General features: G+C 52.8%; 15 protein-coding genes and 1 pseudogene. 11 read left to right on the top strand and 5 right to left on the bottom strand.

The window, feature by feature from the left end; all coding sequences use genetic code 11:
- Positions 1-1155 precede the first annotated feature (1155 nt).
- The 4 genes and pseudogenes from PsAD26_RS28785 to PsAD26_RS29675 all read left to right on the top strand — a co-directional run.
- Positions 1156-1277, top strand: a pseudogene (locus PsAD26_RS28785) (transposase domain-containing protein); the annotation flags it as partial.
- 70 nt (positions 1278-1347) lie between these two features.
- Complete coding sequence (locus tag PsAD26_RS09005; protein WP_153041476.1) at positions 1348-2244, top strand: HEPN/Toprim-associated domain-containing protein; 897 nt, start codon at positions 1348-1350, stop codon at positions 2242-2244.
- A gap of 11 nt (positions 2245-2255) precedes the next feature.
- Positions 2256-2528: a hypothetical protein gene (locus PsAD26_RS29325; RefSeq protein ID WP_193758277.1), complete on the top strand. Its 273-nt coding sequence runs from the start codon at positions 2256-2258 to the stop codon at positions 2526-2528.
- A 16-nt stretch (positions 2529-2544) separates the two neighbouring features.
- A complete protein-coding gene (locus tag PsAD26_RS29675) occupies positions 2545-2697 on the top strand; it encodes a hypothetical protein (RefSeq protein WP_193758276.1) in 153 nt (50 codons plus the stop codon).
- 404 nt (positions 2698-3101) lie between these two features.
- On the opposite strand, the gene PsAD26_RS08995 is transcribed toward PsAD26_RS29675, so the two are convergent.
- The 4 genes from PsAD26_RS08995 to PsAD26_RS08980 all read right to left on the bottom strand — a co-directional run bounded on the left by PsAD26_RS08995 (position 3102) and on the right by PsAD26_RS08980 (position 7336).
- Entirely contained in the window at positions 3102-4214 is a 1113-nt protein-coding gene (locus tag PsAD26_RS08995) for an ABC transporter ATP-binding protein (protein ID WP_063310123.1), read from the bottom strand.
- A gap of 10 nt (positions 4215-4224) precedes the next feature.
- A complete protein-coding gene (locus tag PsAD26_RS08990) occupies positions 4225-5112 on the bottom strand; it encodes a carbohydrate ABC transporter permease (protein WP_063310122.1) in 888 nt (295 codons plus the stop codon).
- Positions 5105-6016, bottom strand: coding sequence for a sugar ABC transporter permease (locus PsAD26_RS08985; RefSeq protein WP_063310121.1), 912 nt, complete (start codon positions 6014-6016; stop codon positions 5105-5107). Before PsAD26_RS08985 ends, PsAD26_RS08990 begins: the two co-directional genes overlap by 8 nt.
- A 72-nt stretch (positions 6017-6088) precedes the next feature.
- Entirely contained in the window at positions 6089-7336 is a 1248-nt protein-coding gene (locus tag PsAD26_RS08980) for an ABC transporter substrate-binding protein (RefSeq protein WP_063310120.1), read from the bottom strand.
- Positions 7337-7537: 201 nt separating this feature from the next.
- Here PsAD26_RS08980 and PsAD26_RS08975 point away from each other — a divergent pair, with 201 nt between their 5' ends.
- The 7 genes from PsAD26_RS08975 to PsAD26_RS08940 all read left to right on the top strand — a co-directional run bounded on the left by PsAD26_RS08975 (position 7538) and on the right by PsAD26_RS08940 (position 18570).
- Positions 7538-8257, top strand: a complete 720-nt coding sequence (locus tag PsAD26_RS08975; protein WP_063310119.1) for a response regulator — start codon at positions 7538-7540, stop codon at positions 8255-8257.
- A gap of 27 nt (positions 8258-8284) precedes the next feature.
- Positions 8285-9697, top strand: a complete 1413-nt coding sequence (locus PsAD26_RS08970) for a HAMP domain-containing sensor histidine kinase (protein WP_063310118.1) — start codon at positions 8285-8287, stop codon at positions 9695-9697.
- 936 nt (positions 9698-10633) lie between these two features.
- Positions 10634-11530: a sugar kinase gene (locus PsAD26_RS08960; RefSeq protein ID WP_063310116.1), complete on the top strand. Its 897-nt coding sequence runs from the start codon at positions 10634-10636 to the stop codon at positions 11528-11530.
- Position 11531: 1 nt separating this feature from the next.
- Positions 11532-12572 (top strand): oxidoreductase, encoded by a 1041-nt coding sequence (locus PsAD26_RS08955; RefSeq protein ID WP_063310115.1) that lies wholly within the window; start codon positions 11532-11534, stop codon positions 12570-12572.
- A gap of 576 nt (positions 12573-13148) precedes the next feature.
- Entirely contained in the window at positions 13149-15704 is a 2556-nt protein-coding gene (gene ptsP, locus PsAD26_RS08950) for a phosphoenolpyruvate--protein phosphotransferase (protein ID WP_208985591.1), read from the top strand.
- Positions 15705-15805: 101 nt separating this feature from the next.
- Entirely contained in the window at positions 15806-17515 is a 1710-nt protein-coding gene (ptsG, locus tag PsAD26_RS08945; RefSeq protein WP_063310114.1) for a PTS glucose transporter subunit IIBC, read from the top strand.
- 299 nt (positions 17516-17814) lie between these two features.
- Positions 17815-18570 carry a cyclase family protein gene (locus tag PsAD26_RS08940; protein WP_244278186.1) on the top strand — a complete coding sequence of 252 codons (756 nt, stop codon included), beginning with the start codon at positions 17815-17817 and terminating at the stop codon, positions 18568-18570.
- A gap of 48 nt (positions 18571-18618) precedes the next feature.
- Here the strand turns inward: PsAD26_RS08940 and PsAD26_RS08935 are convergent, their stop codons facing one another.
- Positions 18619-19836, bottom strand: coding sequence for an MBL fold metallo-hydrolase (locus PsAD26_RS08935; protein WP_063310112.1), 1218 nt, complete (start codon positions 19834-19836; stop codon positions 18619-18621).
- Positions 19837-19970: the final 134 nt, after the last annotated feature.

The raw sequence follows: 19970 nt of genomic DNA, 5'->3' as shown, positions 1-19970 counted from the left end.
ACAGATGATTAAACGCAGAACTCTTCAAAATCGCCGCTTGCGTTACCACGCGCAAGCCGCTTAACATCAACATGCAAACCGGGCCAAACACGCCGCTATTCAGAAGCTAATTCTGTCTAACTTCATTTGACGACGGACAATAAAGGACTAATGCGTGTTATCTTCACTATGGAAGATGATTTCACGGATCCAGTTGCACATATCATAGCAACCGGTGTTCTGCCGACCGACAGATGCTACCTGAGTTCAAAAACCTTTAGCCTTGAGCAATAGTCAATCAATACTAGATACATGTAATTGCTGATTTTGAGCTTAGTTGTAGACGTTTCCATGAACTACATGCCAACTATGTAAGCCCCAAAGCCAAAGCAAACTAGCGAGATAGACAGTAAGAATGAGCGCACCAGGATTTCGAAGTTAACAATCAAAGGAGTGATCATCTCGCAAAGATCTGAACTACCAAACGCTCGGATTGCAGCGATAAAGAACATGATTAGCAAGAAGTACAAAGGGGCTACAACTGCAACATTCTCCTGAACGCTGATATCTAGATCGATAACAAATGCAATGATAACCCAGAATGCATAGGCAATGGACAACAACACGAAACCGGAAGCGAGACGGTTAGATTTGCGGCCTACCTTACGTGAGGTGCAATAAAAGTCCAAAATTGATCTATACTACAACGAGCATCCGATGTCTTCACATCGGTGCTGGACTTTTCGAGTGGGTTGTCAAGGCCTGTTTACAAAGCATAGCCACACAAAAGCCTGCACTGCGACCAGTATGTAACTCTATTTTTTGATAGGTCACTCGTATCGGCTGTGCTCTGCTGCTTGGAATACTCGTCGGTATGATAGTTTATTACTCTCCCACAATTGCATAGAAGAACGATATTTTAGACCCGTAACCTTCCAGAATTGCCGCACTTATTGGAAGGAGCGACCCTGTCAAAAAATTCATACGGAAGCTCTTATCTGATGGTTACTCGAGAGCGGTATCTTTGAACAGTCCAGATCCTTGTTCGCTCCGATGGCGAGCCCCTGCCGCTGGTGCTCGACGCCAACGGCATGCCCGCGCATTATCTCACCTGCCTAATCCTTTCAAAGCGCATCAGAAGCTTAGCGTCAGCTTCCTCGCATCCTTCATTAAGATACTTGTAAGCTGAACGGCATCAACCCGCACGCCTATCTGGCCAACACTCTCACCAGAATCGCAAAAGGCCACATGCAGAGCAAATCAACGAGCTCCTGCCCTGGAATTTTATCAAATTATGATGTCAAGGTGTGATACAAACGGCGATTACGATTTAGTTAAACTTTAACATTCGGAAGTTTATTTAGATTGTTGACTGAAGTAGACCTTGGGAAAAACGTTTTTTGTTGGGGCAAGTTGGGTAAAACAATGGGTACATACATTGCTTTGACAGTTGGTAGGCTTGAACTGACTTCATCAAAAAATATGCTGGGCCCCTATCACGGCGATCTCTTTCTAGATAGTGACCGCAAGGAGGTCCCTGACCCTCTCGGAAACCCCGAAGAAAAATATCCCGCCTTTCAAACCACAGTTGAGCAGATCTTACCTCGCATTGAGCTAATGGGGCATACTCTTGATAGGGCACGAGAGGAGTACAACTACCTTGTTGAACGAGCCATAAGACGCCAGTTCGATATCCCAGGTGAAGGACAAAGAAAATCTGCAGAGGACTTTCTGACATTCGAGCAGTTTATCGAGATTGTCCGAACCATCCCTGTCAGTGAGGTATCAACGGGTATTGATGAGGATCACCCGAATCCTAAACGAATTTGTGATGCTCACACACTGAAAAAGCTGCCTTGGTATGACCCAATCGACTACATCGGTAGAGAACCCGACGATATACATTCAGAAGCTTCTAGCGCAGCTTTTTTCATAGATGGTTTTCACGCCTACACCCAAATTCGCTTGTCCGCAGAAAACCAAGTTAACCTGTCTAGTCATGTCACTTGGATGTATGGACCTCTGGTAGAAAATGGTTGGGCTTACGAAGACGAGTTTAATACGGGACTCAGTGACGGAGAGAAGTTTCTGATCGTCACTGAAGGAAGCAGTGACGCAAAGATAATCAGACATGCGTTCAACCTACTCTGCCCACAAGTGGAGGATTTTTTCGATACGTGGACATGGAAGAAGGATATCCGTTCTCCGGCACAGGTAATTTACGTAAGTTTGTCCATGGACTTGCCGCCTTGCGTGCTCCGCTAAATGTTGTCGCTGTGTTTGACAATGATGCTGTGGGCGTTGAGACTTATGAAAAGACAAAACGCCTTGAGCTGCCTGAGAGCTACAGAGTGGAGATCCTGCCAAATTTAGGGGAGTTGGAGAAATTTCCTACCATCGGCCCTACAGGTGAATCTGAAGAAAATATAAATGGGCGAGCAGCAGCAATTGAATGTTACCTAGATTTAAAACGGGCATGCTTGCCGAGAATAAAGGTTGAGTGGGGTGCAAAAAAACAAAAATCTCGACCGGTATCAGGGAGAGCTTAGAAGCAAATGTCAGGCAATGAACGATTTTCTTGAGTATAATGGCGAGCCGGATAAACATGGCGGTTATGACACTAAGAAAATTTCAGAAGTTTTAAATGTTATACAAAAAGCATGTATTTCAATAGCCACTGAACGTGAACGAGCGACCTTAGTAGGTCGCGCACGTTGAGGACTGCATATTGCTTTCTAAGACCCCTTGACTTGCGGCGCTTAACGCCTCGCGGCAGCGCTTTGAAACAGCGGCGGTTTAAAGCGCAGAGCTGCTACCTGCCGCAGCCCATGGCCCTGGAGGACGGAGACCCCAAATATCGGAGGACGACAGGGCCATAACTAAGGGACGAAATGGAGCTTGAAAATACCGGTAAAACACCGGTAAGTTAAAAACGAGAATCGTATACCTTTGACAACTAAATTAAAGTTTATTCAGACATCTTCTTATGTCAGAAAACATTGGTTCTGCGACAATTAAACCTGTAGATGATATTATCGAGAGATAATTCATGTTGATTGCAACTCTTCTCACAGCGAGTGACTGTTTTTAGCAACTCACACTATATTCCTCGAAGTTTTAGCCTACCCAATCAACTCCTCACTCCCCGCATCAAACAGACACACTCTCCCCATGTCGATGGTGAAGGTCATGCTCTCTCCTGGGTCACACGCAAATAAAGGGGAGATGCGGGCTTTGGCGGGGTGGTTTGCTAGGCGGATGAGGCAGAGGGTGTCGGCGCCGGTGGGTTCTAGGAGGTCGACGTCGCATTCGATCTCTGGGTTTGTGGATTGGGTGAAGGCGTTGTGGGTGATCATTTCGGGGCGCAGGCCGAGGATGATTTTTGTGTTCTCGCGGGTTTCCAGCTGCTTGGAGTTTGGGAGCGGGAGGAAGTAGTTCTTGGGCTCGCCTTTCAGGACGGCTGGCAGGATGACACCGAGCTGAGCATCCTGCTTCACCAAATCCACTTCCACAAAGTTCATGGGAGGTGCGCCGACGAAACCGGCGACGTACATGTTCGCTGGTTTGCTGTAGATCTCTTGCGGGGTGCCGATTTGCTGGATCACGCCGTCTTTCATGATGGCGATGCGGTCTGCCAGCGTCATAGCCTCGATCTGGTCATGGGTGACATAGACCATGGTGGCCTTGAGAGTCTGGTGGAGCTTCTTGATCTCTGTGCGCATTTCGCCGCGCAGTTTAGCGTCCAGATTGGAGAGAGGCTCGTCGAACAGAAAGATCTTGGGGCGACGTACGAGGGCACGACCCATGGCGACGCGCTGGCGCTGTCCGCCGGAGAGTTGCGCTGGTTTGCGGGCAAGCAGGTGCTCTATTTGCAGCATGCTGGCGACTTCGCGGACGGTGGCTTTGCGCTCGGCCTTGCTGATCTTGCGCATTTCCAACCCAAACGCGATGTTGCGCTCCACCGTCATGTTTGGGTAGAGCGCGTAGCTTTGGAACACCATGGCGATGTCGCGGTTTTTGGGGTGGACGTCGTTGACCACTTCGCCATCCAGTCGGATGGTGCCGTCTGCGATGGGTTCCAGTCCTGCGATGATGTTAAGTAGCGTTGATTTTCCGCAGCCGGAGGCGCCGAGCAGGACGAGGAATTCGCCGTCTTTCACATCAAGGGAAATGTCCTTCAAAACTTCAGTTGAGCCAAAGGATTTTGACGCATGTTCGATGGATATGGTCGCCATAAATGAGCCTTTAGCCTTTGACCGCGCCGGCGGTGAGCCCGCGCACGAAGAAACGTCCAGCGATGATGTAGACAACAAGGGTGGGCGCGGCGGCTATGAGGGCTGCGGCCATGTCCACATTGTACTGCTTTACGCTGGTCGTTGAGTTGATGAGATTGTTGAGTGCGACTGTGACCGGCTGAGACCCGCCTGAGGTGAAGCTGGCGCCAAAGAGGAACTCGTTCCACACCTGCGTGAACTGCCAAATAACGGAGACAACGATGATCGGGATCGAGAGCGGCAGCATGATGTGCCAGAAGATGCGGAAGAACCCTGCCCCATCCATGGTGGCTGCGCGTACCAGCTCTTGCGGAACGGAGACGTAGTAATTGCGGAAGAACAGCGTGGTGAAGCTGATGCCGTAGATGGTATGTACGACAATCAGCCCGGTGATGGAGTTGGCAATGCCCAGATAGCCGAGGGTTTGGGCCATGGGCAGGATGACGATCTGGAACGGGATGAAGCAGCCGAACAGCATCAGGGCGAAGATGATGTTGGCTCCGCGGAAGCGGAAGAGCGACAGGGCATAGCCGCTTAAGGCACCGATCAGGGTGGAGATCGCAACCGACGGCACGGACATGATCACCGAGTTGAGGAAGTATGGGCGCAGGCCCTCGCAGCGTACGCCGATGCAGGCGCTCGACCATGCCTCACGCCATGCGGTGAAGTTGAGCTCGTGCGGCAAATCCAGCAAGGCTCCGGCGCGGATTTCAGCAAGATCCTTCAGCGAGGTGGAGAGCACCACGTAGATTGGGCCCAGATAGAGCACGGCGGCGGCGAGCAGCAGGGTCCAGATGAACAGGCGGCCAAGCAGATGGCGTTTGCCGTTGGCGCCGGGGAGTGTTTTGGGCTCAGCCATGTCGCTTTGCCCTTAACTCTGAATAAAGATAGGGCACGATGATTGCGGCAACGGTGGCCAGCATCATCATGGCGGAGGCGGCACCAAGGCCGATCTGGTTACGGCGGAAGGCCATCTCATACATGAAATTGGCAGGCAAAGTGGAAGAATAGCCCGGGCCGCCGTTTGTCAGCGCCACCACAAGGTCGAAGCTCTTGATGGATAGGTGCGCGAGAATGACGAAGGCGGAGAGGAACACAGGTCTCAGCGAGGGCAGGATGATGCCGAAGTAGATGCGTGTGGTGCTGGCCCCGTCCAGATGAGCGGCGCGGATGATATCCTCATCGACAGTGCGTAGGGCGGAGAGGAACAGGGCCATCACAAAGCCTGATGCCTGCCAGACCGCGGCGAGGACCACTACATAAATTGCCATGTCGCGGTTGACGATCCAGTCGAACTGGAAACTCTCCCACCCCAGTTTTTGCATGTAGCTTTCAATGCCGAGGGACGGGTTCAGGATCCATTTCCACGCTGTGCCCGTCACGATGAAGCTGATCGCCATGGGGTACAGATAGATCGTGCGCAGCGCCCCTTCTGCGCGGATACGCTGGTCCAGCAGAACGGCCAGCACGCAGCCAATGGTGATTGAGAACAGGATGTAAAGACTGCCGAAAATCAGCAGGTTATCGAAAGCCACATTCCAGCGATCCATAGCCAGCAAGCGCACATATTGCTGGATGCCCTGAATATCAAAAGTGGGCAGCATGCGAGAGTTGGTGAGCGAGATGATGCCCGTCCACGCGATGAAGCCGTACACAAAGAACACGAGGAGCAGGAACGGCGGAGCGACCACCAGCTGCGGCAAATATCGCTGCAATCTGTCTAAAACAGACATCTGCTGCTTGCGCTGCTGGGGGTTGGACATAAGGTTCTCTTTGCTCACTGGGTGCTGCGGTCTTATCAGGATCTACGCTTTACTCTGACTGCCCTAGGGAAATCAATCTGCTAGGATTACGGTCTCGGCAAGTTGATTGACAGCCTCTTGCGAAGACATTTCCGTATTGAAATGCTCTGTGACCACATCCAGAAAAGCCCCACGCACGGCGCCGGACTGTACAAGCTCGTGGGCGATGGAGCCAACCACGGTGTTGCGCGCTTCATTGAGAAGAAGGTCTTCGCTTGATTTCATGGCGCACTCGTCAAAGCCGTCAAGGCTCACGCCAAGTCTGGCGGGAATAGAGCCCTTCAGCAGATTGAAGTCCTTTTGCACCTCTTCATCCAGCAGCATGGAGGCCATCAGTTGCTGTCCAGCTTTCTGCTCAGGGTCTGAGACTTTGAACATGGCGAAGCTGTCGGAGTTGATGATGTAACCGCCTTTGGAGGGAGACGAGACACAGATGAAGTCTTCACCGTACTTAAGGCCTGCTGTCAGAAATTCGGCCTTGGCCCAGTCGCCCATAATCTGCATGGCCGCTTCACCGCGCATCACCATGGCAGTGGCAAGGTTCCACTCACGGCCCGGAGCGCCCGGGTCCACATAGGTGCTGAGCTTACGCATCTGGTCGAACACCTTGATCATGGTCTTTGAGCGCAAAGCGTCCTGATCCAGATCCAGATAGACCTTTTTGTAAAAATCTGCGCCGCCGATCCCCAGCAGCACCACCTCAAACAGGGTCACGTCTTGCCAGGGCTGACCGCCGTGGGCGAGCGGGATAATGCCAGCGGCTTTGATCTTGTCTGCAACCTCGTTGAACTCATCCCATGTTTGCGGAGGTGTGACGCCAACCTTATCCAGCACTTTGGGATTGGCCCAGATCCAATCCACACGGTGGATGTTCAAAGGCACGGCAACATATTTACCCTGATACTGAACGGTTTCTTTTAAAAGGTCTGGCAGCAGCTCATCCCAGTTTTGCTGCTGCGCTATGGTGTTAAGCCCTTGAAGCGAGCCGATTTCTGCCCATTCCTGAATGTTCTGACCTTTGATCTGGGCAACGGATGGCGGCACTTGGGCCAGCGCACGGGCACGCAAGACGGCTGCCATGGCGTCGCCGCCTCCCAGAGCAACAGGTGCGTCATCCCACACGCCGCCGCGGGCCTCAAACGCTTGTTTGAGCGAACGGGCTGCACGTGCTTCTCCGCCTGATGTCCAGAAATGCAGAACTTCAGCGGTTGGTGCGGCTTGTGCCGTTATGCTACCGAATAAAACAGCAAGTGCGACCAAGCTGAGACGCGGGCTGTCCATTACATTCTCCCGATGGGTATTCTCAAGGACGCTTCTAGCAAACTCTTTCTTCAATTTATCCCGTATAAACACACAATCCAATGAACTTGCACGTGCAAGACAACCTGACGCATACACATTCCTCTCGCAGCGGCCAAATGTTTTGTTATACAGCACTGGGCCAGAGTGAGCTGGTTGGGACTGAAATGGGTACACCGAGGTATGATGCTCTCGAACAAAACACTGCTGATTGTTGACGATGATGAGGAAATCGCCAGCCTGACGGCAGACTTCCTGAAAGATCGTGGGTACACCGTGTTCACTGCAAACTCAGCAGAGGAAGCCATTGAGCTTCTGGACACCAACCACATTGATCTGATGGTTCTGGACATCATGCTGCCGGGAGAAAACGGGCTGACCCTGTGCCAGCGCGTGCGCCAGACCTCCAGGATGCCAATCATCATCATCTCCGCGATTACAGGTGATACGGAGCGTATTGTCGGGCTGGAACTGGGCGCTGATGATTATCTGGAAAAGCCGTTCAATCCTCGTGAGTTACAGGCTCGCATCTACGCTATTTTCCGCCGCACAGAAGACGTTGAAACAGCGGCAGCGCCCAAGGCGCAGCGCTTTGAGTTCGCCGGTTGGAAGCTGGATGAGGCAACCCGCCACCTGACCGCACCAGATGGTGTGCTGGTGCATTTGAGCTCTTCCGAGTTCGACGCTTTACTGACCTTTGTGAAGGCACCGCAAAAGCCGATCTCTCGCGATACACTGGGCCGCGTGCTGCGCGGTGCCAAGGTGGATTCCCACGATCGCAGCATTGATATTCTGATTAGCCGCCTGCGCAAGAAGCTGGCACAGACGGACCCGAATACGGACTTCATCACCACTGTGCGCCATCAGGGCTATCTGTTTTCTCAAAGCGTAACGCGGGTGTAGGTCCATGGCACTGAAAAGAGCGTGGCCATGTCAGGACTGATCCTGAGTCTCCTGCCCAGATCCCTTGAACGCCGTATGGTTGTGGTTCTCATCACCGCCGTGCTCTCGGTTTTCGTGGTTTTGGGGCTCACGCTCAACGCCTACAACACGCGCGAGTTAGCACTGGCGAACTCTTTTGAGGCCGGTGCGGAACTGAGCCAATACATGCGCGGCACTGCACCTGCTCCTTTTGCGGGTAAGTATCTGCAGGTTGTTGAAGCTGGCAAACCAGTGTTTTCAGGTGATGTCTCTTCTCTTCCTTTGACCTTCAATAACGATGGTCTCAAGCTCGCAGCCGAACTGGTGTTTACCGGTGCTTTGCCTCGAGCAGATTTGATCTCGGACGACCAACCCAATCCAGCCTATCAACTTGATAAGATGGGCGCCTTTGCTCAGGCAGTCACACGGCAGGACAAGGCTGTTCAGCTCTATCTGACGCTTCCAAACCAGCAAGGCAACCGCCTGATCACCTTCCCGAAGCTCTGGCAGGACCGGATGACGGAGCCGGTGCTCTTCATCATCGCGGCCCTTTGCATCACGCTGGTGTTTGTGCTGGCCCGCAGCCTCGTCCACTACACATCCGCCCCGTTCCGTTCTCTGGCGAAATATGAACGGGCAGAGCTGAAACCGTGGGACACAGAGGAAGCCGTTGCCCTGCAGGATACGCTGGTGCGAGAGCAGGAAGCCCGCGCGCAATTGCTGGAAGAGCAAAAGCGGATGCTGGCCTCCATCAGTCATGATCTGCGTACACCTGCCACCCGTCTACGCCTGCGGCTGGAGCAGATCGAATCCACGACCCTGCGCAATCGCATGCTGCATGATGTGGAAGAGATGACCCGCCTCATTGCAGCCTCCCTTGATTTCCTCCGCTTCAACGCCTTGCTGGAAGAGCCTCAACACCTCTCCCTTGCAGCGCTGCTTCAGTCTCTTTGTGATGACTATATGGACACGGGCAATGATGTTGTGTTCGTGCCTCAACGCCATAAGCTGACAGACCAAAGCCGCAATATCTTTGGTGGTGGCGGTGAAGTTGAGCTGGAAGTTGAAGGCCGCGCTGTCATGAATGGCCAACCGACGGCCCTGCGCCGAGCCTTTAGCAATCTCATTGATAATGCGCTCAAATATGGTGGCGCAGCCACTGTGGAGATGCAAAACCTTGAGAATGATCAGCTGCTTGTTTCCATCAGCGATCCCGGTCCCGGCATTCCCGACCATCTGCACGAAAAGGTGTTTGAGCCTTTCTTCCGCAATGACAGTGTAGAGCGCACGCGCTCTTCCAGCGTTGGCCTCGGCCTATCCATCGTCAAACAGATCATCAACGCCCATGGCGGTGAAATCAGCCTTGGTGAAACGGCAGAAGGCAAGTTCTGCATTTTTGTGAAACTGCCGCGCGAACTATGACGGATCGCGCCGCCTAGGTACCAACCTAAGACCTAACGCATTGAATTAAATTGCAAATTTTAACCTGTTTCTGGATACCAGTTGCGTCTAACTTATTTTACTGATCCCGGCACTTATTTCTTATGATTGTTGATAGGATTATGAACGCTATCGCAGGTAATGTAATCCATGGCTGCGCTAACTTTGCGTAGTAAAGAAAGGCGTTTGTTTCGACCCAGACGGAAGGATTTTCTCTAAGGGATATAAGATATTTGGCATGCTCCTGTTTCTGTGCCACAACGACATCGCCTGGAGCTAGATGTAGTAAGAACGAAGCGATAGAGATCCCCCAGAACAAAATGGCTTCTGTTCTACCAATAGATTTAACTTTACGCATTTCTCAGTTCTCGTTTGTATGGGCCTCAACTGAACTGAGGACTGGTCGGATTGCCGAGTGAGGCATATGCCCATATGTGACAATATATGGAAGAATACAGATAGTAAAAACAGCAGTATGTTTTACCTATCGCTGAACCGCTATACTTAAGAACTTACAAGTCAAATCAGCTTTTAGTGATATTTCGATAGTTACAAAACAAATCAAAAATTGTGGGGCTCATCGCATATAACTAATGGGCGCATCGCCGTTAACACCAGCAGTTTTTGGCGGAACATATAAAAGCCTCCCAGAAAGCGGAAAATACAACGTACCCCCCCGAACATTGCTTCTTAAGTTAGCCCTATGGAATCACGGCCTGCGTAGTTTTCCTCATACCACCTGCCATTTTGGGGAAAGACCCGCAAAAACAACCTGTAATGTAACAAGTTGATACATCAGGTTTGCGAGCAAGGCACTTTCATGATTTCCCTAGGACATCATTTAGAAATCCGTCGTTAAAAGCGGAAGGTACCATCGCTGCACTTGGCAGTGTGACCCGGACTTTAATGGAGTACAGGATGAAAGCGTTATTCATTGGTCAGTCTTATATTGACGTGACCTTTTTGTCAGAAATCATGCCAGAGGGTGATGAGAAGGCAATTGCACAGGATTACGCTGTCAGTTTTGGTGGCAACGCTGTCACCGCGGCTTTCGTCTGCGCAAAGCTGGGCATATCACCTGACCTGCTGTGCTCCATGGCAGACGATTGGCTCTCCCGCATGTTCCGCGATATGGCGGCCAAATACTCCATTCCAATCCATAGCTGCAAAGTGAAGGAAAGTTCCCTCTCCTTCATCATGCCAAAAGACGGCAAACGGGCCATCGTACGTTGTCGCGACAACGACTTCCTGCATCCGGTTCCTGAGCTAAACCTGGCTGGTTGTCAGGCGTTGCATGTAGATGGTCACATCCCTCATGCCGCTTTGCACTACGCCAAACTTTGCCGCAAACACGGCATCTTGACGTCTCTGGATGGTGGTGCTGTTCGCGAGAACACCGAGGAACTTCTCGACTACATTGATGTAGCCATCGTATCCGAGCTGTTCTGTGAGCAACTTGGCAAATCCCCGGAAGACACGCTGGAATACTTGCGTGCCAAGGGCGTGAAGGTCGGCGGTGTCACGCAAGGCGAAGAAGGCCTGCTGTGGTACGAAGACAAGTGCCCGATCAAACGTTTACCAGCTCTGAAAGTGCCAAAAGAGCGCGTCATCGACACCAACGGAGCGGGTGATACCTTCCACGGTGCTTACGTCTATGCGTATCTGGCAGACCCAAAAGGCAGTTGGGAAGATCACTTCAAAACAGCGCGCGCGGCCTCCGCACACGCCATTCAGTTCCTCGGCAACGAGGCCTCCCTGCCAACCGTTCTTGATCTCGACAACGTACAGAAGAATTTTCCAGCGAGTGATGCGTAATATGAGTTCTGTTCAGCCTGTTAAAACGGCTCTTGTGGGCTTTGGTGTTTCTGGCCAAAGCTTCCACGCACCTCTGCTGACATTTGTAGAAGGGATCGACCTTGCCGCGGTGGTTTCCAGCAAGCCGGATCTCGTCAAAAGCAAGTTGCCCGATTGCACGCCCTACACCTCCTTTGATGAGCTGTTGGAGCAACCGGAGATCGAGCTTGTCGTTCTCAGCCTGCCCAACACATTGCACTACGATCATGCCAAAAAGGCACTGCTCGCTGGCAAGCATGTGGTGGTTGAAAAGCCATTCACCATCACCAGTGCAGAAGCTGAAGAGCTGATCGACATTGCAGAGCAGAAAGACCTGAAGCTCTCAGTCTATCATAACCGCCGGTTCGACTGCGATTTCCTGACGGTTCAGGACCTGATGGAAACAGGCAAGCTCGGCAAAGTGCACTCGTACCTGTGCAACTACAACCGCTACCGCCCGGACATTAAAGGCCGTTGGCGCGAGCAGGATATCCCCGGTGCCGGTATTCTTTATGATCTGGGTGCCCACGGCATTGATCAGGCGCTGAGTTTGTTTGGCACGCCAAAATCCGTTCAGGCGAAACTGCGCGTTCAGCGTAAAGAGGCAGCAGCGGTGGATCACTTCCATCTTGTGCTCGGCTATGACGACTGCGATGTCGTCCTGCACGGCAACTGCCTCAGCACTGAGCAAGGTCCACGCTTTCAGGTGAGCGGGGATAAAGCCACCTACATCACCTATGGCATGGACCCGCAAGAGGACATGTTGAAGGCTGGCGGTGGACCTGCAAGTCCGACCTGGGGCATTGAAGCTGAAGACGACTGGGGCACGCTCTACGACGAGACGGGTGAAGGTACGCGCGTACCAAGCCAGAAAGGTGGATACGAACGGTTCTACGCAGGTATGCGGGACGCCATTCACAATGATACCGCAGTACCAGTCTCCCCACGTGACGCGATGCAGACCATCCGCATCATCGAAGCAGCTTATCTGAGCAACAAAGAAGCCAGAACTGTCTTGCTCTGAAGATCGAAACTTGACCTGTGGCGGCTCTATGCTGCCGCGGGCTCCTCTCCTCGCGGTTCAGCACATAAGCGCGCAGCAAAAAGCGCTTTGAACGCAAAAATCACAAAACAACGCAAAGAAAAACGCAGACTGAAATCCGGTCCCGTGGTCCCTTCAGGCATGCGCGCTTTTGCGATTTCGGGATGCTAGAGCGCGTACTGATCCTCATTACAAGTGAAACTGCCCGGATTGGCAGTTCTGTAATGTATCAAGCTGTTGTTACAGCATTGTTGCAAATGTATGGGAGGGTGTCGCCGACCGCATGTAATTGCATGATGTATATTAGTATATAATTCGAGTTAATCTTATTTATACATCAAGTCGATTAGTGCTGATATCCGTCAGTAAGTCATTCTCTATGTAATGAGAAATATTTCCCTTTGTAACAATTCGTAACACTCCGTAACACTAGTCTTTTTACGTATTGTTGTGCGGCCTTACGCAAATGATCCTCGCGTAAAAATCGCCTCTTGTCCCTTCAAGACTTAGTGGAAGCTTAAGAAGGCGCGCATTCACCTAATATAATCGGGAGATAAAATGGTGAAGGATCCAAAAAACAAATTTTCCATCAATTTGCCTTTGAAGGGCATTGTTCAGGCTGTCACCGACCTGCCCGATCCGGTGTTTGCCGAAAAGATGATGGGTGATGGTGTTGCCATCGACCCGACAGACAATGTTCTTTACGCCCCGTTTGCTGGCCAGATAACTCAAATTCATAATTCACATCATGCAGTTACACTGCAACAAGGTGATGTTGAACTGCTGATGCACATCGGTCTCGACACCGTCGCCCTGAAAGGCCGCGGCTTTGAACTGCACGTCGCAGAGGGAGATCAGGTCGAGCAAGGTCAACCCCTTATCACCTTCGACGTCGACCTCATCGCCCGCGAATGTGTTTCCGTTCAGTCCGCAGTTGTCATCACCAGCGGTCAGGAAGTCACAACAGTTGCTCCCCTCGGCAGCATTCAGACAGACCTCAGTCAGGTCGTCTTCACCGTCCCAAGCAGCAACGATCCGCAAGGCACAATTGCTCCAGCGCAGGAAACTGCTGCCGAGCCAACCGGCCCTGCTATCACTGGCTCCGTCAAGATCCCCAACGCCACCGGCCTCCACGCCCGTCCAGCCGCCCGTCTGGCTGTTGAAGTGCGTAAAGCGGACGCAAAAGTGACCTTTACGGTCAACGGCAAAACCTGCAGCGGCTCTTCCGTTACCGGCATTATGTCTTTGAAAACAAAGCTTGGTGACGAGCTGGAGATTGAAGCTGTTGGTCCAGATGCGCAGCAAGTGGTAGCTGATGTTATCGCTGCTGTGAAAGCTGGTCTTGGCGAAGAAATCACCAGCTTCTCCGAGGCTCCGCAGGAAGACGTGATCGAGGAAGCACCTCTGCTTCAGGTCAAGTCCGGCGAAGATGGTGTTCTCATCGGCTTCACCGCCTCTCCGGGCCGCGCTATCGGTAAATTGGTCAAGCACAACAAGGCTCTACCGGAAGTTACCCGCGAGAGCATTGGCCCTGCTGAAGAGCGTGCCGCGTTCAAAGCCTCCGTCAAATCCTCCATCGCTGACCTGCAAAGCATCATGGACCGCCTGAACATGAACAGTCAGGAAGAACTGGCCGAGGTCTTCAACGCCCACATCGAGCTGCTCTCCGATCCGGAACTCTCCGAAAAGCCACTGGCAGACATCGCCAAGGGCCAAGGCGCCGCCTGGAGCTGGAAGCTGGCTTACGAAGCCCAGGCTGAAACCCTCGCCAAAATGGACGACCCGCTGCTCGCTGGCCGCGCCGTTGACGTCCGCGACATCGGCCTGCGCGTACTGAAAAAGCTGCTTGGCGTTGATGATGGTGGTGAGATTTTAGAGGAAGGCACCATCCTTCTTCAGGAAGACGTCACCCCTTCCGAAATCGTTGCTCTGGACCTCACCAAGATCGTTGGTCTGTGTACTACCCATGGCGGGTCTTCTTCTCACGCGGCCATCATCGCCCGCTCTAACGACTTGCCCTACCTCGTTAATGTTGAAGACGCTATGAAGGATCTGGAAGACGGCACCGTGCTGCTTCTGGACGCAAAGCGCGGTAAAATCAAAGTTTCTCCGACTGACGCCGAGCAAGCTGCATTCACCAAGAAGATCGAAAACGCAGCCAAGCAAGCTGAAGAATACCAGCGTGACGCCCACAAGCCGGCCATCACCAAAGACGGTTTCCGGGTGGAAGTTGCGGCCAACATCGGCAGCGTCGAAGATGCTGAAAAAGCTGTTGCAGCTGGTGCTGAAGCCGTTGGTCTGCTGCGTTCCGAGTTCCTCTACATGGAGCGCCTCAACGAGCCGACGGAAGAAGAGCAGGCCGAAAAGGTTGGCGCAATCCTTGAGGTTATGGGCAAGGAACGCCCTGTCATCATCCGCACGCTGGATGTGGGCGGCGACAAGCCTTTGCCTTACATGCCTATGCCGCATGAAGAGAACCCGTTCCTCGGCGTCCGCGGTGTGCGCATCGGCATCGAGCGCCCAAGCATCTTGCGCCGTCAGGTCCGGGCCATTCTTTCTCAGGCACACAAGGGTCATGCACGCATCATGTACCCGATGATCAGTGCACTGGATGAGCTGCGTGCCGTCAACGCTCTGGTGCGCGAAGAGCAGAAGAACCTTGGTGTAGAGCATGTTGAAGTCGGCATTATGATCGAGGTGCCCTCCGCTGCTCTTATGGCCGACAAGCTTGCACCGGAAGTGGATTTCTTCTCCATCGGCACCAATGACCTCACCCAATACGTCATGGCGATCGACCGCGGCCATCCCGGCCTAGCGTCCCGCGCCGACGCTCTGCATCCAGCCGTGCTGCGCATGATCGAGCTGACCGTCAGAGCAGCAGACGATGCAGGCAAATGGGTCGGCGTCTGTGGTGGCCTGGCCAGTCAGGTAGAAGCGGTGCCCGTTCTCATCGGCCTCGGCATCAAAGAACTCTCTGTCAGCGTACCTGCGTTGCCGGAAGTGAAACACAAAGTTCGCACTGTATCCATGGAGGAGTCCCGCAAGCTCGCGCAAGCAGCTTTGGACTGCGCGGATACCAGTGACGTGAAAGATCTCCTCAAATCACAGCAGTGATGCAGGAGTAAATGTGGGAGTTGGTGTTCCAGTCGGGAATACCTAACAAAAGTCAGGGGGCATGGCGTGTTCGCACACCATGCAACTCTGGGGGAAAAACAATGAGTACATTCTCAAACGCATTCGGTGCCTTACAGAAGGTTGGTAAGTCCCTAATGCTACCAGTGTCGGTTCTTCCAGCTGCTGGTATCCTTCTCGGCGTCGGCGCAGCTGACCTGCCATTCATTCCGGAATTCATCAACCACCTGATGGCTCAGGCTGGTGGTTCGATCTTCGGTAACCTGCCTATCATCTTCGCAGTTGCCGTTGCACTCGGCTTCGCTAAAAACGACGGTGTTGCCGGCCTTGCTGCCGTGGTTGGTTACGGTGTTCTTCTCGCAACAATGGGCGTTGTTGCTGAAACACTTGCGATCGAAACCAAGCCGATCCTCGGCATCACTTCCATCGATACCGGGGTGTTTGGCGGCATCCTCGTGGGCGCGCTGGCTGCGTTCATGTTCAATAAGTTTTTCCGCATAAAGTTGCCGGATTATCTAGGCTTCTTCGCGGGTAAGCGATTTGTGCCGATCATCACTGCGTTTGCCTGTATTTTCCTGGGCGTTATCCTATCATTCGTATGGCCTCCAGTCGGCGGTGCCATCAACGCGTTCTCCCGTTGGGCAGCGGAAGAAAACCCGGAAGTTGCGTTCTTCATCTACGGTGTGATCGAGCGTGCGCTGATCCCATTCGGCCTGCACCACATCTGGAACGTGCCATTCTTCTTCGAAGCTGGCTCCTACATTGATCCGGCAACCGGCCAGGCTGTAACAGGCGAAATCCAGCGTTACCTTGCTGGTGACCCGACTGCTGGTAACATGGCTGGTGGCTATCTCTTCAAAATGTGGGGCCTGCCTGCAGCTGCACTGGCAATCTGGCACTGCGCGAAACCTGAAAACCGCACCATGGTTGGCGGTATCATGATCTCCGCAGCGCTGACCTCCTTCCTGACTGGTATCACTGAGCCAATCGAGTTCGCGTTCCTCTTCGTTGCGCCAGTTCTTTACATTGCACACGCCATTCTTGCGGGTGTTGGCTACTCCCTGATGATCATGCTCGGCATCAAGCACGGCATGACCTTCTCACACGGCTTCATCGATTACGTTCTGCTTTACCCACTCTCCTCCAACGGCTGGATGCTGGTGGTGTTTGGTCTGGGTTACGCAGCTCTGTACTACGCTGTGTTCCGTATTCTCATTGTAGCCCTGAACCTGAAAACTCCGGGCCGTGAAGCTGCAACTGAGACTTCCGCAGCTGTTGCCAGCGGTGATGAAGATGCAATGTCAGCAGCGCTTGTGAAAGCCTTCGGCGGCGCAGACAACATCACCAACCTAGATGCATGTATCACCCGTCTGCGTGTCAGCACCGCAGATGTTTCCAAGGTTGATGATGCAGCATTGAAAGCACTTGGTGCCCGCGGTGTTATCCGTGTCGGCAACGGCGCGCAGGCCATCTTCGGAACGGCTTCTGAAAACCTGAAGACCGACATGGAGATCTACCTGCAAGGCGGCGGTGCTTCTGCACAACCTGTTGCTGAGCAAGGTCTCGACGCGGCTGCAATCTTTGGTCAGCTTGGCGGCAAGGATAACGTGGTAGCTGTTGAGGCTGTTGCAAATACCCGCGTGCGCGTAGAACTGCGTGATATCGCTGGTGTGTCCATGCCAGAGCTGTCACAGGCAGGCATTCAGGTCATGAAAGCCGGAGACAAAGCGCTCCATCTCATCGTTGGCGACAAGTACATCAAACTCGCCAAGGATCTCTCTGCTCAGATTTAACTGACAGAGACATAAGGTGCCTTTGAAGGTTTACCCTCCTCCCGAACCTTCAGGGGCACCCACCACCAAAAGCAGCACTCCCCGCCCGGCGAGTGCTGCTTTTTTGTGTTTGGGAAGCAGTACCGTTTAGGTTAAGAGCTTCTTCCTTGTGTGTTAACGCCGCTCAACCCTCCTTAACCCTTCTCACATACGCTTTTGAGCAAAACTACAGAGGGACGGATATGTGTGATGCGTGTGTTGTGCAGTTGGTGAGGGAGCGGTTGTCGCGCCGAGGATTTTTGTGCGGAGCAGTGGCCTCAGTGGCGGGTGGCGCCGTGCTGAGTGCATCTGCTTTGGCGGCGACGGCAAATGTAATTCCCGAAGCCGTTTCATTTTCAAACGTGGTGGATCTCACCCAGACACTGACACCGGACTTTCCAACGTTTGAGGGTGGTCCTGCGTTTGAGGAGAGCTATGAATTTACCTTTGCCAGGGACGGGCTGAACCTGAAGACCCTCCACTATCATGAGCATGTGGGAACACATTTCGATGCTCCGATCCATTTCAGCAAAGACGGCCAGTCTATTGATGAGATCCCGGTTGAGAAGTTCGTTTGCCCGTTGGCCGTAATTGATGTGCGCGATCAGGCGGCAAATAATCCTGACTACCGTGTTACACCAGAAGACATTTTGAAGTATGAACAGCAGCATGGACACATTCCAGACAGAGCCTGTGTTGCGATACTTTCTGGTTGGCCGCAATTTGTAGGCACAGATAAGTACCGGGGAGAAGACGGCAAGGGTGTTCTGCACTTCCCCGGGTTTCACGAGGATACGGCTAAGTTTCTGATTGATGAGCGCAATGTCTACGGACTTGGCGTGGACACCCTGTCCATTGATTACGGGCCAACAAAAGACTTTCCCGTGCACTATCTCTGGTTGGGATCTGGCCGATATGGCATCGAGAATCTGACCAACTTGGATCAAGTACCGCTGGCAGGTGCGACAATCATTGCTGGCGCACCAAAGTTCAAAGGTGGGACAGGTGGGCCGGGCCGTGTCCTCGCGGTCTATTAAATGCAAGAAGGAGAGCGGCATTCATCGGCTCTCCCTGTCTTCCGGTCGTTAGCTGGAGGGTGTTGCTACACTTTGAGGGGTACTCCCCTTCATCTCCTTGGCACGCTTTACCGCGTCTTCCACCTGCGTTGCCCAGATCGGACGTTCCTCGGCATTTTTCCAAGGCACTTTTGGCCACCAGGCTTTCGTAGAGATGACTTGTCCCGGTTCGACAGAACCACCCGGCAGCGGTATGGCAACATCGACGCCGTACTTTTCGGCAGCTACCTTGACGCGCTCAACAGGCTCAGTCCAGTTGTGGGAGGACAGATCAAACAGCCCCCAGTGCACTGGCAGCATTGTTTTGCCCTTCACCAGTTTGTGCACCAAAACAGCCTGTTCTGGTCCCAGATGAGTGTCTTTCCAAAGCGGATTGTAAGCGCCCGTTTCAATCACGGTCAGATCAAATGGCCCAAGGCGTTCGCCAATCTCTTCAAAGCGATCATGCATGCCAGTATCGCCAGAATAGAAAACTGAGTGTTCCGGCCCGTTAAAGGCCCAGCCAGCCCAGAGGGTTGCATTCACATCACTAAACGTGACAGAGCGGCCTGATCGGTGCCGTGAAGGGGTGGCCGTAACAGTTGTCTCCTCAACTTGCACAGATTGCCACCAGTCGAGTTCGGTAATACTGGACTTGGAAACACCCCAATATTCCAGATGAGACCCAACCCCAAGCGGCACGATCCATTGTACCTGCTGCCGCGCCAGTCTCTGAACCGTCTCCATATCCAGGTGGTCATAATGGTCATGGGAGATAACAATAGCATTGAGCTCAGGCAGGTCTTCCAAAGCGATCACCGGATCATAGAAGCGCTCAGCGCCCACCCAAGGCACTGGAGAGGCGTGTTTACTCCAGACCGGATCAATCAAAATGCGCGTTTCATCCATCTCGACCAAGAGCGTGGAGTGACCAAACCATGTTACGCGAGCCCCGGATTCCGGTGCTACATTGAGGCGATCACCAATTGTCTCGACAGGAATGTCTTGTTGCGGTCTGTTGTGGTCGGTTGGTTCCAGAACAAACTGGCGGAAAATCTCACTTAACGGCCCGCGCACCATTGGCAACTCGTTTGCGAAACTATCATCACCCCATTGCTTGGACTGCGTTAGCTGCGCTTTGTGGTCATCATCTGGTTTTTGCCCCATGTTCGTGTAGGCGCTGGCGTAAATCGTACCAACGCCGATCACCACTACACCTAGCACGCCACCCGCAATCTTCTTAATCATTCGCTTTTGCAATCTCTTACATGCGAGCTTGAGGCACACAGCCTGCTCATCTTGCCCATTTCTCGCTGCTTAAATTAGGGAGCTGCAAGTGTACATACCAGACGCAAATTGTAAATTATGTGCGCCAGCAGCAC

Source organism: Pseudovibrio sp. Ad26, assembly GCF_001623285.1.
In the GTDB taxonomy this organism is placed as follows: domain Bacteria; phylum Pseudomonadota; class Alphaproteobacteria; order Rhizobiales; family Stappiaceae; genus Pseudovibrio; species Pseudovibrio ascidiaceicola.
This window is presented reverse-complemented; position numbering and strand designations above follow the sequence as displayed.

Excerpts from the sequence above, each read along its gene's own strand:
- PsAD26_RS29675 (WP_193758276.1), top strand. The coding sequence starts at position 2,545 with ATGAACGATTTTCTTGAGTATAATGGCGAGCCGGATAAACATGGCGGT.
- PsAD26_RS08995 (WP_063310123.1), bottom strand. The coding sequence starts at position 4,214 with ATGGCGACCATATCCATCGAACATGCGTCAAAATCCTTTGGCTCAACT.
- PsAD26_RS08990 (WP_063310122.1), bottom strand. The coding sequence starts at position 5,112 with ATGGCTGAGCCCAAAACACTCCCCGGCGCCAACGGCAAACGCCATCTG.
- PsAD26_RS08985 (WP_063310121.1), bottom strand. The coding sequence starts at position 6,016 with ATGTCCAACCCCCAGCAGCGCAAGCAGCAGATGTCTGTTTTAGACAGA.
- PsAD26_RS08980 (WP_063310120.1), bottom strand. The coding sequence starts at position 7,336 with ATGGACAGCCCGCGTCTCAGCTTGGTCGCACTTGCTGTTTTATTCGGT.
- PsAD26_RS08975 (WP_063310119.1), top strand. The coding sequence starts at position 7,538 with ATGATGCTCTCGAACAAAACACTGCTGATTGTTGACGATGATGAGGAA.
- PsAD26_RS08970 (WP_063310118.1), top strand. The coding sequence starts at position 8,285 with ATGTCAGGACTGATCCTGAGTCTCCTGCCCAGATCCCTTGAACGCCGT.
- PsAD26_RS08960 (WP_063310116.1), top strand. The coding sequence starts at position 10,634 with ATGAAAGCGTTATTCATTGGTCAGTCTTATATTGACGTGACCTTTTTG.
- PsAD26_RS08955 (WP_063310115.1), top strand. The coding sequence starts at position 11,532 with ATGAGTTCTGTTCAGCCTGTTAAAACGGCTCTTGTGGGCTTTGGTGTT.
- ptsP (WP_208985591.1), top strand. The coding sequence starts at position 13,149 with ATGGTGAAGGATCCAAAAAACAAATTTTCCATCAATTTGCCTTTGAAG.
- ptsG (WP_063310114.1), top strand. The coding sequence starts at position 15,806 with ATGAGTACATTCTCAAACGCATTCGGTGCCTTACAGAAGGTTGGTAAG.
- PsAD26_RS08935 (WP_063310112.1), bottom strand. The coding sequence starts at position 19,836 with ATGATTAAGAAGATTGCGGGTGGCGTGCTAGGTGTAGTGGTGATCGGC.